Source organism: Pseudomonas sp. SBB6, assembly GCF_024213215.1.
Classification (GTDB): Bacteria; Pseudomonadota; Gammaproteobacteria; order Pseudomonadales; family Pseudomonadaceae; genus Aquipseudomonas; species Aquipseudomonas donghuensis.
This window is the reverse complement of the sequence record NZ_JANAVH010000012.1, coordinates 204,868-221,336: the sequence shown is the minus strand read 5'-3', so window position 1 is coordinate 221,336 and position 16,469 is coordinate 204,868. Positions and strand designations below refer to the sequence as shown.

The window sequence follows — 16,469 nt, the reverse complement described above, 5'->3', positions numbered from 1 at the left end:
AGCTTGAAATGCTCTGAGTACTTGCTCATAACTCCCCCAAGGGTTGGATTGGTGTCCAACTTCTTGGGGGCAGTCCATACAGATCCCTGTGGGAGCCGGTCTTGCCGGCGATGGGTTGCACAGCAACCCCAGAATTCAGGCAAAAAAAAAGCCCCGCACTAGGCGGGGCTTTTTATCGAGCGGGTCAGGCTGGCTTACATCATGCCGCCCATGCCGCCCATACCACCCATACCGCCCATGTCTGGCATGCCGCCGCCAGCACCAGCTTCTACTGGAGCGTCAGCAACCATGGCTTCGGTGGTGATCATCAGACCACCGATCGAAGCTGCAGCTTGCAGGGCCGAACGGGTTACCTTGGCAGGGTCGAGGATACCCATTTCGATCATGTCGCCGTACTCGCCGGTAGCAGCGTTGTAACCGAAGTTGCCGGAACCTTGCTTGACCTTGTCGACCACCACGCTTGGCTCGTCGCCGGCGTTGGCAACGATCTGGCGCAGCGGCGATTCAACAGCGCGACGCAGCAGCTGGATACCAACGTTCTGGTCTTCGTTGTCGCCTTTGAGCTCGGCAATCGCTTGCAGAGCGCGAACCAGGGCAACACCACCGCCAGGCACCACGCCTTCTTCAACGGCTGCACGGGTAGCGTGCAGGGCGTCTTCAACGCGGGCTTTCTTCTCTTTCATTTCGACTTCGGTGCCAGCACCGACCTTGATCACGGCAACACCGCCAGCCAGCTTGGCCAGACGCTCTTGCAGTTTTTCACGGTCGTAGTCCGAGGAAGTCTCGGTAACCTGAGTGCGGATCTGGGCGATGCGCGCTTCGATGTCGCCTTGTACACCAGCGCCGTCGACGATGATGGTGTTTTCCTTGGACAGGGTCACACGCTTGGCGTTACCCAGGTGCTCCAGGGTAGCGGACTCCAGGCTCAGGCCGATTTCTTCGGAGATCACGGTACCGCCGGTCAGGACGGCGATGTCCTGCAGCATGGCCTTGCGACGGTCACCGAAGCCAGGGGCCTTGACCGCAGCAACCTTGACGATGCCGCGCATGTTGTTGACTACCAGGGTAGCCAGCGCTTCGCCTTCAACGTCTTCAGCCACGATCAGCAGCGGACGGCCGGCCTTGGCAACGGCTTCCAGAACTGGCAGCAGTTCACGGATGTTGGAGATTTTCTTGTCAACCAGCAGCAGCAGCGGGCCATCCAGCTCGGCGACCATGGTGTCTGGCTTGTTGACGAAGTAAGGGGACAGGTAGCCACGGTCGAACTGCATGCCTTCCACGACCGACAGTTCGTTTTCCAGGCCCGAGCCTTCTTCGACGGTGATCACGCCTTCTTTACCGACTTTTTCCATGGCTTCGGCGATGATGTCACCGATGGAGTTGTCGGAGTTGGCCGAGATGGTACCGACCTGAGCGATGGCCTTGGAGTCGGCGCATGGCTTGGACAGGGACTTCAGCTCTTTGACAATGGCGATGGTGGCCTTGTCGATACCACGCTTCAGATCCATCGGGTTCATGCCGGCAGCAACGGCTTTCAGGCCTTCGCTGACGATGGCCTGAGCCAGAACGGTTGCGGTGGTGGTGCCGTCACCGGCTTCGTCGTTGGCCTTGGAGGCAACGTCTTTGAGCAGCTGGGCGCCCATGTTTTCGAAGGCGTCTTTGAGCTCGATTTCTTTGGCAACCGAAACACCGTCTTTGGTGATGGTCGGAGCGCCGAAGCTCTTGGCCAGAACAACGTTACGGCCTTTCGGGCCCAGGGTGGCTTTTACAGCGTCAGCCAGAACGTTGACACCAACGAGCATTTTCTTACGGGCGGAGTCGCCGAATTTTACGTCTTTAGCAGCCATGATCGTTTAATCCTTGAATACTTTGGAGTAACGGGAAACCAGCGGAATCAGCCTTCGATGACAGCGAGAATCTCGTTCTCAGCCATCACCAGCAGGTCTTCGCCGTCAACTTTCACAGTGTTGCTGCCCGAGTAAGGGCCGAAAACCACCTTGTCACCCACTTTCACGGCCAGCGCACGCACTTCACCGTTGTCCAGAATGCGGCCGGCACCTACAGCGACGACTTCGCCACGGTTAGGTTTTTCAGCGGCCGAACCTGGCAGAACGATACCGCCAGCGGTTTTCGATTCTTCTTCGCTGCGACGGATAACGACGCGGTCATGCAGAGGACGAAGCTTCATTGTCGATCTCTCCTAATTGTGGTTTTCATCGGCCGGTATCGACACCGGCGGGTTGATGCTTGCGGCGTAGCCGCTCGTAGCCCGCAGGGCGGACCACACATGTAATGTCTGGTGCAAATCACCAGAAACCTTGCGGTGACCCATACATGAGGTCGCCAAGGGCAATTACAAGGCTTGCTGATGAAAATTTTTAGCGATCAGTCCCCTGTACAGCAAAACGGCCCCAAAAGGGGCCGTTGGCAAAGCACAAGCAACCTTTACAGATCCCGAGGATTGCGCAGGTTGGGCTGAGCAGGATCTTCACGGCCGACCACTTCGCCTTCGATCACCGTTGGCTGGTGGCCACGGCTGGATTGACCTGGGCGCGCCATGAACGGGTCATCGCCAAAGGCGCGCTGGCGCATGGCCTGGGCCTCGGCGCGCTCGCGCATCTTGCGCCCGAGCAGGCGGCGGGTGAACGGCAGCAGGCAGACCAGGCCGATCACGTCACTGATGAAACCTGGCAACAGCAGCAGGCCGCCACCCAGCGCCAACATCAGCCCGTGGAACATGTCTTCGGCAGGCAACTCGCCACGCTGCAGGCTCTCGCGGGCACGCAGGGCGGTGGCCAGACCCGCCACCCGCACCACCAGCACGCCCAGGGCGGAGCCGGCGATGATCAGCAGCAGCGCCGGAAAGAAGCCGATCGCGGTGCTGACCTTGAAAAACACATACAGCTCCAGCACCGGAAAAATCAGAAACAGCAATAGAAAAGCACGCATCAACGGTTCCTCTGCGCAAGATGTCCTTGCAGTAGACCTTTAATGGATGCGATCCATCGCCATTTCAAGCCTCGGCGGTTGCACGTTGCGGCCATTGATCAGCGCGGGCCAGAAAAACCAGGGCTTCGCGCACTTGTATCGGCGTATTGCAGGGCGCCGCGAACGGCAACCAGTACAGCGCCTGGCCAATGCGCAGGTGCATGCCCTCGCTGTCGATACCGACCATCTGCGCCGCCGTGCCCTGAGGCAGGCCGCTGAGCTGGACGTAGTGCTCGATGGCGTTGGCATGATCGCTGTTCATGTGCTCGATCATGCTCTGTTCGGCCTTGCCGGCAAAGGGGTTGGCCAGGGTCAGGTGATCGATCCAGTGAATCGCGCCGAAACCACCGATGTAGCGATGGCGCACCGGCTTGAGCACCCAGAAGTCGAAATCGTGGGCGGCGTGATAATTGGCCGATTCGGGGAAATAACGGTAGTAACGCTCGGCAGCGGCTTCGACCGCTTCGGGCGCAACCAGCTTGTGCGCCTCGGCCAGCACGGTCAGGCGCCCCACTGCCTGGACATCTTCAGCATCACGCTCCCCCACCAGCAGCGAGCACTTGGGATCCTTTTGCAGGTTGTGGGTGTGCTGGGCAATGCGGCTGATCAGGATCAGTGGGTTACCGTCGGCATCCAGGCAGTACGGCACCACCGAACCGAAGGGAAACCCCGGCATCGACTTGGAATGGGTCGACAGCACCCCGCGGTATTCCTTGAGCAGCAGCTCCCGTGCCTGTGTTGCGGCTTTAGCGCTCACTGTATGACTCCCCGCTCGATAAACCTCGTAATGCTGGCCGTGCGCACGAACACACGGCCAGGCTAGTTAACCGACAAAATAATCATTATCGCTCAGGGTTGCCAGCGTGCTTACCAGGCGACGCCGAAACCTGCGGTATAGCGGGTCTTGTCCAGGTCGCTGTCACGGGTACCGCTGATGATGTCCTTCTCGGCCTTGAGGTTGAGCGACGCCCACTCGGTGACCTTGTAGCGCAGACCGACTTCGGCATCCAGGGCGTACTCGGCGACGCCGCCCAGAGGCTTGCCGACTTCGCCGTTGGTGAAAAACTCGACGCGCTTGCCGATCAGGTAGCGGTTGTAGTCCCACTTCATGGCCAAGGAATAGAAGTTGTCCTTGCCGCCGTCAGCGTATTCATAGTCGGTACGGTTGAGCAGCGAACCGAGGGAGAACGCGCCCAGTTCATTGTCCCAGAACTGGTAACCCGGGCCGGTACCCACGGTGCGCTGGCGAGCGAGGTCTTCGATATGATCGCGCTTGTATTCCAGACGGCCCTGCCAGAACCACTTCTCGGTGATGAAGCGGTCCAGCGCGTATTCGCCACTCCAGTTGTTGGTGGTGGTGACGTCGTTCTTGCTCTCGCGGTTGTATTCGCCTTCGGCCTGGTGCCGCCAGCGGCCGTGGCGTGCGGTGGTCTTGAAGTCGATGTCGTAGTCGTCGCTGTCGGTTTCGGCGCGCTTGTAGTCCATGGCCAGGTCGACGTTCCCCTTCCACGACAGGTCCTCGACCACCGGCTTTGGCTTCATGATCTGCTGGATGCTGGCAAGCTCGACGGTCTTGGGTGTCTCGCCATTGGCCAACGTCACCTGGCCTGCGTCCGCCGCGTGCAGCGACTTGGCCTTCTCACCGCTGTAGGCATCCTGCTTGACCAGCAGCTCCTGGTCGCTTTCCAGGGTCTTGACCTGTTTCCAGTCCAGGGCGATGGAGCCACCGTACGATGTTTCGAGCAACAGTTTGCCGCCATCGAAGACCTTGATCTTGCCACTGAGCTTGTCACCGTTTTTCATCCACACGGTGTCTGCAAGGGCGGGGGAACAGGCAGCGGCGAGGGCAACGCACAACAGGGCTCTAGAAAACATAAGCAGCAACGGACTCGGGTTCGCGAAAAAAGTCGGGCATTATCCAGATACCCGCCATCAGAGCAAGGACTGACCTGCCCCATGTCGATGAGTTCAATTCTTATTTGCCCGCACGGCCCGGTGCTCCTCGCACGGCATGGGCGCATCCCGCGATGAACGGGATGCCTGGCGATCCGACCGACAGCGCCGAAGCCCGACGAATGGCACTCTATCTGGTGCTTGGCCAGGTGCCCGAGGGCAAGGTGATCAGCTACGGCGAGCTCGCGCAACTGGCCGGCCTTGGTCGCGCAGCGCGCTGGGTCGGGCGTACCCTCAGCCAGTTGCCCAGCGACACCCAGCTCCCCTGGCACAGGGTACTGGGCGCCGGCGGGCGCTTGAGCCTGGCGTTGGGCACCCCTTCGGGCGACGAACAGCGTGCGCGACTGCGCGCAGAAGGCATCACCTTGCACAATAATCGTGTGGATATGCTGCGCCATGGCTGGCGCCCGATGGAGCACAGCGGTTAGAGTGCGCGCTTTGTTTTCGCAAACTTGAGGCAGATGTTGGCCCATGCCCCGTAAAACCTGGCGCGCTGCGCTCGCTGCCTATGCCAGCCCGTCGACACTGGTGCTGTTGTTGCTCGGCTTTGCCGCCGGCTTGCCTTACATGCTGGTGTTTTCGACCCTGTCGGTCTGGCTGCGCGAAGCCGGCGTGGCCCGTGAAACCATCGGTTATGCCAGCCTGATCGGCCTGGCTTATGCCTTCAAGTGGGTGTGGTCGCCGCTGCTCGACCAATGGCGCCTGCCGCTGCTTGGCAAACTCGGACGCCGCCGTTCCTGGCTGGTGCTGTCGCAAGTCCTGGTCGTCATCGGCCTGGTCGGCATGGGCTTTTGCGACCCGCAAAAGCATCTGTCGTGGCTGATCGCCCTGGCGGTGCTGGTGGCCTTTGCTTCGGCTACCCAGGACATCGCCGTCGATGCCTACCGCCTGGAAATCGCCGACGACCAGCGCCAGGCCGCCCTTGCCGCCAGTTACATGGCCGGCTACCGGGTTGCTGCGCTGCTGGCCACCGCCGGTGCGCTGTTCTTCGCCGAAGGCTTCGGCTCCACCGGCTTCAGCTACCTGCACAAAGCCTGGACCGGCACCTACGTGCTGTTCGGCGTGATGATGCTGCCAGCGGTCATCACCACCCTGTTGATGCGCGAACCACCCGTGCCGCTGCGCACCCAGCTGTCGGCGGCGCGCTATGGCCTGGCCCACCAGTTGGCGTCGGTGTTCGTGCTGATCATCCTGCTGGTATCGGTACCGGCGACCTTCACCCAGCTGTACAACACCGATTTTGCCAGCGTGCTGTTCGAAGGCGTGAGCCTGCTCGACCTGCTGCTCGAAGACCGCGCCTTCCTGCGCGCGATCCTCTACATCACCCTCACCGCCCTGTGCCTGTCGTCCATGGGTCGGCGCGGGCTGGCGCCGGTACTCACGCCGGTCAACGATTTCATCACCCGCTATCGCTGGCAGGCCCTGCTGCTGCTCGGGCTGATCGCCACCTACCGGATGTCCGACACGGTGATGGGCGTGATGGCTAACGTGTTCTACATCGACCAGGGCTTTACCAAGGACCAGATCGCCAGTGTCAGCAAGATCTTCGGCCTGATCATGACCCTGGTGGGTGCCGGTTTTGGTGGCCTGCTGATCGTGCGCTTCGGCATTCTGCCGATCCTGTTCATCGGCGGCGTGGCTTCGGCGGCGACCAACATCCTGTTCCTGATGCTCGCCGACATGGGCGCCAACCTGCAGATGCTGATCGTCACCATCTCGCTGGACAACTTCAGTTCAGGCCTGGCCACTTCGGCGTTCGTCGCCTACCTGTCGAGCCTGACCAACCTGAAGTTCTCGGCTACTCAGTACGCCCTGCTCAGTTCGATCATGCTGCTGTTGCCACGGCTGATCGGCGGCTATTCAGGGGTGATGGTCGAGAAGTTCGGTTATCACGACTTCTTCCTGATCACCGCCCTGCTCGGCGTGCCGACCCTGATTCTGATTGCCCTGCAGTGGCACCAGGAGCGGGGCAAGCAAGAGCCCGTCGAAAACGCCGCTGCAGAACGCCCCTGAACCGCGCTGAGGCTATTGCCGGATTTACTCCGGGATAGCCTCTGGCAAGCGACTGCAAGCGCTCAGAACGACCCACAGCGGCCACAGCGCCAGAATCCCCGCCGCGCCTGCCGCCAAGGCGAAGTGCAACAGGCTGGCGCCAGCGCCGAGCATCGCCAGCAACGCCCCACCAAGGCCCAGCAGGGCAATGGTGATCATCCCCAGCATCGCCGACACCAGGCCCTTGCTCTGTTCGCTGGAGAACAGCGTCATGCGGTACAGCACGGCGTTGGCGATGCCCAGGCCCAGCGCATACACCGACATGCCGATCACCAGGCTCAGTACCGAAGGGAGCAGCCAGGTGCCGAGCATCATGCCGAGCAAACCGATCAGGAATGGCCACAACGCCAGGCGCACCAAGGCGGTGAGTGCATAACGGTCGGCAATCCGGTTGATGATCAGGTTGCCGAGGATCAGGCCGCCAAACACCGGCAACTGCCACAGGGCGTAATCGAAAGTGCTCAGGCCCTCGTCATGGATCAAAAGCACCGGCGACAGCCCGATCCAGCCGATCAGCGGCAGGCCGACCAGGCCCAGCGCAGCACTGCCGGCAACAAAGCGGCGGTTGGCCAACAGTTGCCCATACCCTGCCAGCAACGGCAGCAGGTGGATCGGCTGGAACGCCAGGCGCGAGCCGTCGCGGCGCTCGACGCCGAGGGTTTCCGGCATGAACCGGTACAGGGCGAACCAGGCCAACACCGCCGCCGTGCCAAGCAGCACGAACAGCCAGCGCCAGGACACCCACTCCAGCAGCAGGGTACCGACCAGCGGGCCGAGCAGTGGCGACAGCAAGGCGATGTTGGCCAGCAAAGCCATCATTCGCACCGCATCGGCCTCGCTGAACGCCTCGTTGAGCGCCGGGTAGCTGACCGTTACCACAAAGCCCAGGCCGATACCCTGCAGCAGCCGCAGCAGGTTGAACAACTCGATGCTCTGCACCCAGAAGGTGGCGATGCAGGCCAGGCAGAAGAACGCACAGCCGCCCAGCAGCATCGGACGACGGCCATAGCGGTCGGCCAGCGGGCCGATCAGCCATTGCAACAGCACGCCACCGAGCAGGTACAGGTTCAACGCGTGGGGAATGAATTCGGGGCTGGCGTTCAGGTCACCGACCACCACCGGCATGGCCGGCATCACCACGTCACTGGCGAGGTAGGTGAGCAGTTCGAACAGCGCCAGGGTCATGGCGAAACAAAACGCCCGCAAAGGCGTGATGTTGATCAGGGGGGTAAGCATGATAAGACCGGGCAAACAGAAGTAAGCCAGCCTGTATGCCAGAATGCACCAGGCGCAGATAGCGCGAAGACGTGAACAAGTGTAATGGCTGCTGAAAGCATCGCGGGGCAAGTCGGGTCGCCGCACCCACTGTGGGAGCGGCGGTGCGGCGACCCGACTTGCCCCGCGATTGCGTCGGTCGTTATTGCACCGCCGCTTCCTGTACCACGCGGATCACCCGCTGCGGAAAGGGAATGTCGATGCCTTCGGCCTTGAGGCGGTCACGGGCATGCTCGTTGAGCATGAACAGCACGTCCCAGTAGTCGGCAGTGTTGACCCAGATACGCAGCGAGACGGTGATCGAGCTGTCGCCCAAGGTCGAAATCACTGCCTGGGGTGCCGGGTCCTGGTGCACTCGCGGGTCCTGGGCCAGTTCCAGCAGCACGTTGCGGGCCTTTTGCAGGTCGGCGTCGTAGTCGACGCCAACATCGAACACCACCTTGCGCGTCGGCTGGCGGTTGGTGTTGGTGATGATGCCGTTGGACAGGCTGCCGTTGGGCAGGATCACGGTCTTGTTGTCGCCGGTACGCAGCACGGTATGGAAGATCTGGATGCTGTCGACGGTACCCGCCACACCCTGGGCTTCGATCCAGTCGCCGATACGGAACGGACGGAACAGCAGGATCAGCACGCCGCCCGCGAAGTTGGCCAGGCTACCCTGCAGGGCCAGACCGATGGCCAGGCCCGCAGCACCGATGGCCGCGACGAACGAGGTGGTCTCGATGCCGATCATCGAGGCCACGCTGACAATCAGCAGGATCTTCAGAATAATGTTGGCCAGGCTGCTGATAAAACCCTGCAGGGCCAGGTCGGCATTGCGCAGGGCCAGCAGTTTGCCCAGGCGGTAGGTGACCTTGTTGATTACCCACCAGCCGATGGCCAGGGTCAGCAGCGCCAGCAACAGGCGGCTGCCGTATTCCATGATCATCGGTAGCCAGGTTTGCGAAGCCTTGACCAACTGGTCGACCTCAGCGTTGAAATCCATCGTGTACTCTCCTGATGCCGAGCGGCAAAAAGCTGAAAAAGACCTGCCGCAAACGATTCAGCGGCGCCTCGGCCCTCGGACGCCAAAAAGGCGCCAAGGTTCCGGGCTCCGTGACTTCAGTCGCGGAAATTGTTGAACTGCAGGGGCATGCCGAACTCTTTGGCGCGCAGGGCGGCGATCGCCTCTTGCAGGTCGTCGCGCTTCTTGCCGGTGACGCGTACCTGCTCGCCCTGGATCGCGGCCTGGACCTTGAGCTTGGCATCCTTGATGTGAGCAACGATTTTCTTCGCCAGCTCTTTATCGATGCCCTCTTTGAGCACTGCTTCCTGCTTCATGACCTTGCCCGAGGCGAAGGCGTCCTTCACTTCCAGGCACTGCACGTCGATCTTGCGCTTGACCAAGGCCAGCTTGAGGATGTCGATCATCGCCTCGAGCTGGAATTCAGCTTCGGCGGTGAGGTTGACGGTCAGTTCCTTTTCCTTGAACTCGAAGCTGCCCTTGCCCTTGAGGTCATAGCGACGATCCAGCTCTTTGACCGCGTTTTCCACGGCGTTGGTGACTTCGTGTTTGTCCAGTTCCGATACCACGTCGAACGACGGCATACCTTTTCTCCAAAAAATAACGGCACCCTCGCGGCTCTGCTGAAAGAGCGCGATGGAGCGCGCAGGGTTTGACGGTTAAAATACCGGATCATTATAACGGTTGCGAAACGCTGATGAGCAGCACCTGGCATATTCTCGGCGCCGGCAGTCTGGGCAGCCTCTGGGCCTGTCGGCTGGCCCGTGCGGGCAAACCGGTGCGGCTGATCCTGCGCGATGCGGCGCGCGTGCAGGCCTATGAGGCCGCTGGCGGCCTGACCCTGATCGAACACGGCAAGACGCAGTTGCAGGCGATCCCGGCGCAACTGGCCGACGACAACACGCCGATCCATCGCTTGCTGGTGGCGTGCAAGGCCTATGACGCCGAACAGGCGGTGGCGCACCTGGCGCCGCGCCTGGCCCGGGACGCCGAGCTGATCCTGCTGCAAAACGGCCTCGGCAGCCAGGAAGCGGTGGCCAATCGCGTGCCCCACGCCCGTTGCGTATTCGCCTCCAGCACCGAAGGTGCGTTCCGCGAACAGGACTGGCAGGTGAATTTCGCCGGCCACGGCTTCAACTGGCTGGGTGATCCGGCCAACCCGGGTGCCCCGGACTGGCTCGACGATCTGAGCGACGCCGGCATTCCTCACCAGTGGACCCCGGACATCCTGACCCGGCTGTGGCGCAAGCTGGCGCTCAACTGCGCGATCAACCCGCTGACCGTACTGCATGACTGCCGCAATGGCGGTCTGCAGGCACATCACTGCGAAGTCGCCACCCTGTGCACCGAACTCGCCGAGCTGCTGCAATACTGCGGTCAGCCCGAAGCCGCCGAGGGCCTGGTCGATGAAGTCGAACGGGTGATCCAGGCGACGGCGGCCAACTACTCTTCCATGTACCAGGATGTTCGCCACGGCCGGCGCACCGAAATCCATTACCTGCTCGGCCATGCCTGCCGCACCGCCAGCCGCCACGGCCGGCAGTTGCCGCACCTGGAACGGCTGTACCGGCGCTTGGTCGAACACCTGAACACGCGCGGATTGCCCAGCGACTGAGCACGGCGCTACCCTGCCCTTTCACTTACAAACCGGGATTACGCCTTTCACATGACCTTGCGCGAACGCCTGGAGAACCTGCCGGTCGGCCAGAAGTTGCTGGCCGCCCTGCTGGTGCTGTTGATCACCATCCTGCTGGTGGCCAACCTGACCTTTATCAGCGCCGCCTACTGGATCTCCCAGGAGAGCATGGCCCCGCAAGCCCTGCAGACCATTGGCCGGCTGGTGTCCAACCCGCAACTGGCGCAGCAGGCCAGCGATTCGCCGGAGGCCGCCAAGACCCTGCTCAAGGAACTCGACAGCTACACCCCGCTGCGGGCCGCCGCCCTGTACGGCAGTGACGGCAAGCTGCTGGCGCAGTTGCAGCATGGCGAGCAGCTGCCATTGCCCAAGCGCTACCGCACTATCGAAAACTGGCGCCTGACCGAGTTTCGCAGCACCCAACTGGTGAACCTGCCACGCGCTGGCGGCCCGCCCGGGCACCTGTTGCTGGTGGCCAGCAGCGAGTTGCCGATGGCCTTCTACACCGGCACCCTGACCGCCAGCCTGGGCATCCTGGTGTTCAGTGTCCTGCTGTGGATGATCATCGCCCGGCAGATCAAACGCCTGATCACCCAACCGATCTACCAGCTTGAAGAGCTCTCGCGCCAGGTCACCCGCGAAGAAAACTACGCCCTGCGCGCCAAACGCGGCAACGACGATGAAATTGGCAGCCTGGCCGACGCCTTCAACACCATGCTTTCGCGCATCGAAGCCCGCGAACAGCAACTCAAACGCACCCGCGACGAGTTCCAGGAAGCCTACGACCAAGCCCAGGGCCTGGCCGAAGAAACCCGCCACACCAACCGCAAGCTGGAGCTGGAAGTCCAGGTACGCAGCAAGATCGAGAAAAAACTCACCGGTTTTCAGAATTACCTCAACAGCATCATCGACTCCATGCCCTCGGCGTTGATCGCCCTCGACGAACAGCTCTACGTCACCCAGTGGAACCAGGAAGCCAGCGCGCTCTCCGGTACGCCGCTGGATGAAGCGCTGAACCAGCCGATATTCCTCGCCTTCGAACCGCTCAAGCCGTTCCTCCCGCAGCTCAAGGAGAGCGTCGAGAAGCACCAGGTGGCGAAGATCGAGCGGGTGACCTGGACCAAGGACGACGACGCCCGCCATTACGCCCTGACCTTCTACCCGCTGATGGGCGGCGGTGGCCGTGGCGTGGTGATCCGCATCGACGACATCACCCAGCGGCTGTCGCTGGAAGAAATGATGGTTCAGTCGGAGAAGATGCTTTCAGTCGGTGGCCTGGCAGCCGGCATGGCTCACGAAATCAACAATCCCCTCGGCGCCATCCTGCATAACGTGCAGAACATTCGCCGGCGGCTGTCGCCGGACCTGGCCAAGAACATCGAACAGGCCGACGAAATCGGCATTGACCTGCCCTCCGTCAACCGCTACCTGGAAAACCGCGAAGTGCCGCAGTTGCTCGACGGCATCCAGCAGGCCGGCGCCCGCGCCGCGAAGATCGTTACCCACATGCTCAGCTTCAGCCGCCGCAGCAACCGCCAGTTGGCGCCTTGCGACCTGCCGGCGCTGATTGACCAGGCGGTGGAAATTGCCGGCAACGACTTCGACCTGACCATCGGTTTCGACTTCAAGGGCCAGGCCATCGTCCGCCAGTTCGACCCCAACCTGGGCCCGGTGCCGTGCACCGCCAACGAACTGGAACAGGTGCTGCTCAACCTGCTGAAAAACGCCGCCCAGGCCATTCACCTGCGTCCGGACGACAGCGAACCCGGGCGTATCACCCTGCGCACCCGGCTCAACCCGCCGTGGGCAGAGATCCAGGTCGAAGACAACGGCATCGGCATGCCCGAAACGGTGCGCAAACGTACCTTCGAGCCGTTCTTCACCACCAAGGAAATCGGCCAGGGCACAGGCCTGGGCCTGTCGGTGTCGTACTTCATCATCACCAACAACCACAAGGGGCAGATGGAGGTGCAATCGGCACCCGGCCAGGGCACCTGCTTCACCTTGCGCCTGCCGCTTGCCCCCACCAAAACGGAGTCATGAGCATGGGTTTTCGATTGTCGAAGATCTACACCCGCACCGGCGACAAAGGTGAAACCGGCCTGGGCGATGGCCGCCGCGTGCCCAAGGACCACCCGCGGATCGAAGCCATTGGCGAGGTGGACAGCCTCAACAGCCAGCTGGGTATGTTGCTGGCCGGGTTGGCCGAGCAAAGGCTGGATGAGCTCAGTGAAGTGTTGGCGCCTTGTCAGCACCGGCTGTTCGATCTGGGCGGGGAACTGGCGATGCCTGCTTATCAGGCGCTGAACAACGCTGAAGTGGAACGCCTGGAAGCGGCAATCGACCGTTGGAACGAAGAGCTGGGGCCACTGGAGAACTTCATCCTGCCCAGTGGCTCCGCGCTGATTGCCCAGGCCCATGTGTGCCGCAGCCTGGCGCGCAGCGCCGAGCGGCGTTGCCAGCAGTTGAACAGTGTCGAGCCATTGGCCGGGGTCGGCCTGGCGTACATCAATCGGTTGTCGGATTTGCTGTTTGTCGCGGCACGGTTGATTGCACGGCGCCAGGGCGTTGCCGAGGTGTTGTGGCAGGCTGCGGCTAAACCCTGAGGGCCTCATCGCGGGTCAAGCCCGCTCCTACAGGTGGCGATCCTGTAGGAGCGGGCTAGCCCCGCGATCAGTTCAAAGCTCAGGCCAGAACGCGCGGATCCCCGCCACACCCTGGGCCCCATGCAGCCAGGCCTTGTCGCGCTCGACAGCACCCACGCCACCGAGCAAATACACCGGCTTGCTGAAACCCTCGATCAGTTGCTGCGCCTGCTCCCAACCCAACGGCACGGCGTGCGGATGAGTCTGGGTTGCCTGCACCGGCGACAGGGTGACGAAATCCACGCCTATCTGCTCGGCCAACGCCAGCTCTTCAGCGTTATGGCAGGACGCCGCCAGCCAGCGTTCCTTGGGGAACGGCCGGCCGTTGCTGGCGTACTTGCGCAATTGCTCGGAGGTCAGGTGCCAACCGGCCGCCGGGAAGTCTCCCAGCCACTCCAGCGGGCCCTTGAGCATCAACTGCGCCTTGCCCGCACACAGCCCCACCGCATCCACCGCCACATCGCGGTACTTGGGGTCGTACATGTTCGGTGCACGCAGTTGTACCAGTTTGATTCCACCGGCAATGGCCTTCTGAATGCCACGCAGCATCTGCGGGACTTCCAGGCCCTCGGGGGTGATCAGGTATTCAGCCGGCAAGCGCGCAGCGGCTACGATCGGCTGGTTGGCCTCGGGGAAGTCGTACTGCGGCAGTTCCCGCGCGGCCACCCAGGCCAAGGGCTGGCCTTCGGCGCCATGGGGCTCGCCGGTAAAGCCGTTGACCTCCCAGACATCCAGCAGCACTTGCTTGTCCGGGTAATCATGCTTGACCTTGATCAGCGGACGCGCCGCAGTGACGACGATGCCCAGCTCTTCCTGCAGCTCGCGCGCCAGGGCCAGCTCGACCGCTTCGCCGTCTTCGACCTTGCCACCCGGAAATTCCCACAGACCGCCCTGATGCTGGCTGTCAGCGCGGCGGGCAATCAGAATACGCCCGTCGGTGCCACGGATGACCGCAGCGGCTACATGCACACGCTTCACCCTTCACGCTCCGCCAAGCCGGCCTTTTGCCAGGCCTGGAAGGCTGGCCATTGGTAGATGGTTTCGATATAGGCCGCCGCTTCTGCCGGCACTTCAACCCGGTAGGTGCGCAAGCGCACGGCGATCGGGGCGAAGAAGGCATCGGCCAGGCTCACCCTGCCGAACAGGTACGGGCCCGCTTCCTTGGCTGCCAGGCGGCATTCGGACCAGAGCGCGACGATGCGGTCGATATCGACTTGCACGTCCAGCGGCACGGTTTCCAGCGCTTGATCCCGGGACAGGTCGAACGGCATGTTGCCACGCAGGGCGAAAAAGCCGCTGTGCATCTGCGCGCAGGCCGAACGGGCCTGGGCCCGGGCAGCGATGTCGGTGGGCCAGAGGTTGGCTTGAGGATGACGCTCAGCCAGGTATTCGGCGATCGCCAGGGAGTCAGCGATCACGCCATGCTCGCTCTTGAGCAGCGGCACCTTGGCGGTGGGCGAATGCTCGAGCAGACGCTGGCGGGTATCGGGCTGGTTGAGTTTGATCAGGGTTTCTTCATAGGAAACACCGGCCAGCTCAAGGGCCAGGGCGGCGCGCAGCGACCAGGAGGAGTACAGCTTGTCGCCGATGATCAGTTGATAGCTCATGGTTCAGCTCCATCAGGGACTTTTCGCGGGTCAAGCCCGCTCCTACAGGTTTGGTAGGAGCGGGCTTGCCCCGCGATGAAGTTAAGTACGGTATTCGGCGTTGATTTTCACGTACTCGTGGGACAGGTCGGTGGTCCAGATGGTTTCGCTGCACTGGCCACGGCCCAGCTCGATACGGATGGTGATCTCTTCCTTGGCCATGACCGCCGAGCCCTGGGCTTCGGTGTAGCTGGCGCTGCGCCCGCCCTTGCTGGCGATGCACACATCACCCAGGTAAACGTCGATCAGGCTGACGTCCAGGTCCGGCACGCCGGCACGGCCGACGGCGGCAAGGATACGGCCCCAGTTCGGGTCGGAGGCGAACAGGGCGGTCTTGATCAGCGGCGAGTGGGCCACGGCATAACCGACGTCCAGGCACTCCTGGTGGTTGCCGCCGCCGTTGACTTCAACGGTGACGAACTTGGTCGCGCCTTCGCCGTCACGGACGATGGCCTGGGCCACGTCCATGCACACTTCGAACACGGCCTTTTTCAGCGCGTCGAACAATGGGCCGCTGGCTTCGGAGACTTCGGCGACATCGGCCTTGCCGGTGGCAATCAGCATGCAGCAGTCGTTGGTCGAGGTATCGCCGTCGATGGTGATGCGGTTGAACGACTTGTTGGCGCCGTCGAGGATCAGGTCCTTGAGCACCGCCGGGGCCACCTTGGCGTCGGTGGCGATGTAGCCGAGCATGGTCGCCATGTTCGGGCGGATCATCCCCGCACCCTTGCTGATACCGGTGACGGTAATGGTCACGCCGTCATGCTGGAACTGACGGCTGGCACCTTTTGGCAGGGTATCGGTGGTCATGATGCCGGTGGCGGCAGCGGCCCAGTTGTTTTCCGACAGGTCATCGATGGCTGCCTGCAGGGCGCCTTCGATCTTCTCGACCGGCAGTGGCTCACCGATCACACCGGTGGAGAACGGCAGCACGGCGCTGGCGTCAACGCCGGTCAGCTCGGCGAGTTTCGCGCAGGTGCGCTCGGCCGCGGCCAGGCCCGGGGCGCCGGTGCCGGCGTTGGCGTTGCCAGTGTTGGTCAGCAGGTAGCGCACGCTGCCCTGCACGCGCTGCTTGGCGAGGATCACCGGGGCGGCGCAGAAAGCGTTCAGGGTGAACACGCCGGCAACGCTGGAGCCTTCGGCGCAGCGCATTACCACCACGTCCTTGCGCCCTGGGCGCTTGATGCCCGCAGAGGCAATGCCGAGTTCAAAACCTGGAACCGGGTGCAACGTTGGCAAAGGACCAAGACCAACAGCCATGAAAGCGCTCC

Annotated in this window: 16 protein-coding genes; 5 read left to right on the top strand and 11 right to left on the bottom strand. The window is 62.4% G+C overall.

Translation table 11 applies throughout. The features are described from left to right. Positions 1-194: 194 nt before the first annotated feature. The 5 genes from groL to NLX68_RS21975 all read right to left on the bottom strand — a co-directional run bounded on the left by groL (position 195) and on the right by NLX68_RS21975 (position 4,863). Positions 195-1,847 (bottom strand): chaperonin GroEL, encoded by a 1,653-nt coding sequence (gene groL / locus NLX68_RS21995; protein ID WP_254285777.1) that lies wholly within the window; start codon positions 1,845-1,847, stop codon positions 195-197. Between the two features lie 47 nt (positions 1,848-1,894). Next, the gene (locus NLX68_RS21990; protein ID WP_016395539.1) at positions 1,895-2,188 is read right to left on the bottom strand and encodes a co-chaperone GroES; all 294 of its coding nucleotides are present in this window, start codon (positions 2,186-2,188) and stop codon (positions 1,895-1,897) included. Between the two features lie 257 nt (positions 2,189-2,445). Continuing rightward, on the bottom strand, positions 2,446-2,949 hold the full coding sequence (locus tag NLX68_RS21985; RefSeq protein ID WP_115085452.1) for an FxsA family protein: 504 nt from the start codon (positions 2,947-2,949) through the stop codon (positions 2,446-2,448). A gap of 64 nt (positions 2,950-3,013) precedes the next feature. Next, positions 3,014-3,745 carry a HugZ family protein gene (locus NLX68_RS21980; RefSeq protein ID WP_254285776.1) on the bottom strand — a complete coding sequence of 244 codons (732 nt, stop codon included), beginning with the start codon at positions 3,743-3,745 and terminating at the stop codon, positions 3,014-3,016. Between the two features lie 110 nt (positions 3,746-3,855). Next, positions 3,856-4,863 carry a DUF481 domain-containing protein gene (locus tag NLX68_RS21975; protein ID WP_254285775.1) on the bottom strand — a complete coding sequence of 336 codons (1,008 nt, stop codon included), beginning with the start codon at positions 4,861-4,863 and terminating at the stop codon, positions 3,856-3,858. 161 nt (positions 4,864-5,024) lie between these two features. Between NLX68_RS21975 and NLX68_RS21970 the strand changes: the two genes are divergently transcribed. Continuing rightward, entirely contained in the window at positions 5,025-5,369 is a 345-nt protein-coding gene (locus NLX68_RS21970) for an MGMT family protein (RefSeq protein ID WP_254285774.1), read from the top strand. Positions 5,370-5,412: 43 nt separating this feature from the next. Then, positions 5,413-6,954 (top strand): AmpG family muropeptide MFS transporter, encoded by a 1,542-nt coding sequence (locus NLX68_RS21965; protein ID WP_010220811.1) that lies wholly within the window; start codon positions 5,413-5,415, stop codon positions 6,952-6,954. Positions 6,955-6,978: 24 nt separating this feature from the next. Here the strand turns inward: NLX68_RS21965 and NLX68_RS21960 are convergent, their stop codons facing one another. From NLX68_RS21960 to NLX68_RS21950, 3 genes are all read right to left on the bottom strand, one after another. Then, positions 6,979-8,229 carry an MFS transporter gene (locus tag NLX68_RS21960; RefSeq protein ID WP_254285773.1) on the bottom strand — a complete coding sequence of 417 codons (1,251 nt, stop codon included), beginning with the start codon at positions 8,227-8,229 and terminating at the stop codon, positions 6,979-6,981. A 181-nt stretch (positions 8,230-8,410) separates the two neighbouring features. Further along, positions 8,411-9,253 carry a mechanosensitive ion channel family protein gene (locus NLX68_RS21955; protein WP_254285772.1) on the bottom strand — a complete coding sequence of 281 codons (843 nt, stop codon included), beginning with the start codon at positions 9,251-9,253 and terminating at the stop codon, positions 8,411-8,413. 116 nt (positions 9,254-9,369) lie between these two features. Next, positions 9,370-9,855 (bottom strand): YajQ family cyclic di-GMP-binding protein, encoded by a 486-nt coding sequence (locus tag NLX68_RS21950; protein ID WP_010220808.1) that lies wholly within the window; start codon positions 9,853-9,855, stop codon positions 9,370-9,372. Between the two features lie 113 nt (positions 9,856-9,968). Here NLX68_RS21950 and NLX68_RS21945 point away from each other — a divergent pair, with 113 nt between their 5' ends. The 3 genes from NLX68_RS21945 to NLX68_RS21935 are packed head-to-tail and all read left to right on the top strand — an operon-like array spanning position 9,969 to position 13,513. Then, positions 9,969-10,886 carry a putative 2-dehydropantoate 2-reductase gene (locus NLX68_RS21945; RefSeq protein WP_254285771.1) on the top strand — a complete coding sequence of 306 codons (918 nt, stop codon included), beginning with the start codon at positions 9,969-9,971 and terminating at the stop codon, positions 10,884-10,886. Positions 10,887-10,937: 51 nt separating this feature from the next. Next, entirely contained in the window at positions 10,938-12,950 is a 2,013-nt protein-coding gene (locus NLX68_RS21940) for an ATP-binding protein (RefSeq protein WP_254285770.1), read from the top strand. Positions 12,951-12,952: 2 nt separating this feature from the next. After that, positions 12,953-13,513 carry a cob(I)yrinic acid a,c-diamide adenosyltransferase gene (locus NLX68_RS21935; RefSeq protein WP_254285769.1) on the top strand — a complete coding sequence of 187 codons (561 nt, stop codon included), beginning with the start codon at positions 12,953-12,955 and terminating at the stop codon, positions 13,511-13,513. A gap of 72 nt (positions 13,514-13,585) precedes the next feature. Here the strand turns inward: NLX68_RS21935 and NLX68_RS21930 are convergent, their stop codons facing one another. The 3 genes from NLX68_RS21930 to argJ form a co-directional block, all read right to left on the bottom strand. Next, the gene (locus NLX68_RS21930; protein WP_254285768.1) at positions 13,586-14,530 is read right to left on the bottom strand and encodes a Nudix family hydrolase; all 945 of its coding nucleotides are present in this window, start codon (positions 14,528-14,530) and stop codon (positions 13,586-13,588) included. Next, a complete protein-coding gene (locus tag NLX68_RS21925) occupies positions 14,527-15,159 on the bottom strand; it encodes a glutathione S-transferase (RefSeq protein WP_254285767.1) in 633 nt (210 codons plus the stop codon). Before NLX68_RS21925 ends, NLX68_RS21930 begins: the two co-directional genes overlap by 4 nt. Positions 15,160-15,240: 81 nt before the next feature. Further along, entirely contained in the window at positions 15,241-16,458 is a 1,218-nt protein-coding gene (gene argJ / locus NLX68_RS21920) for a bifunctional glutamate N-acetyltransferase/amino-acid acetyltransferase ArgJ (protein ID WP_254285766.1), read from the bottom strand. Positions 16,459-16,469: the final 11 nt, after the last annotated feature.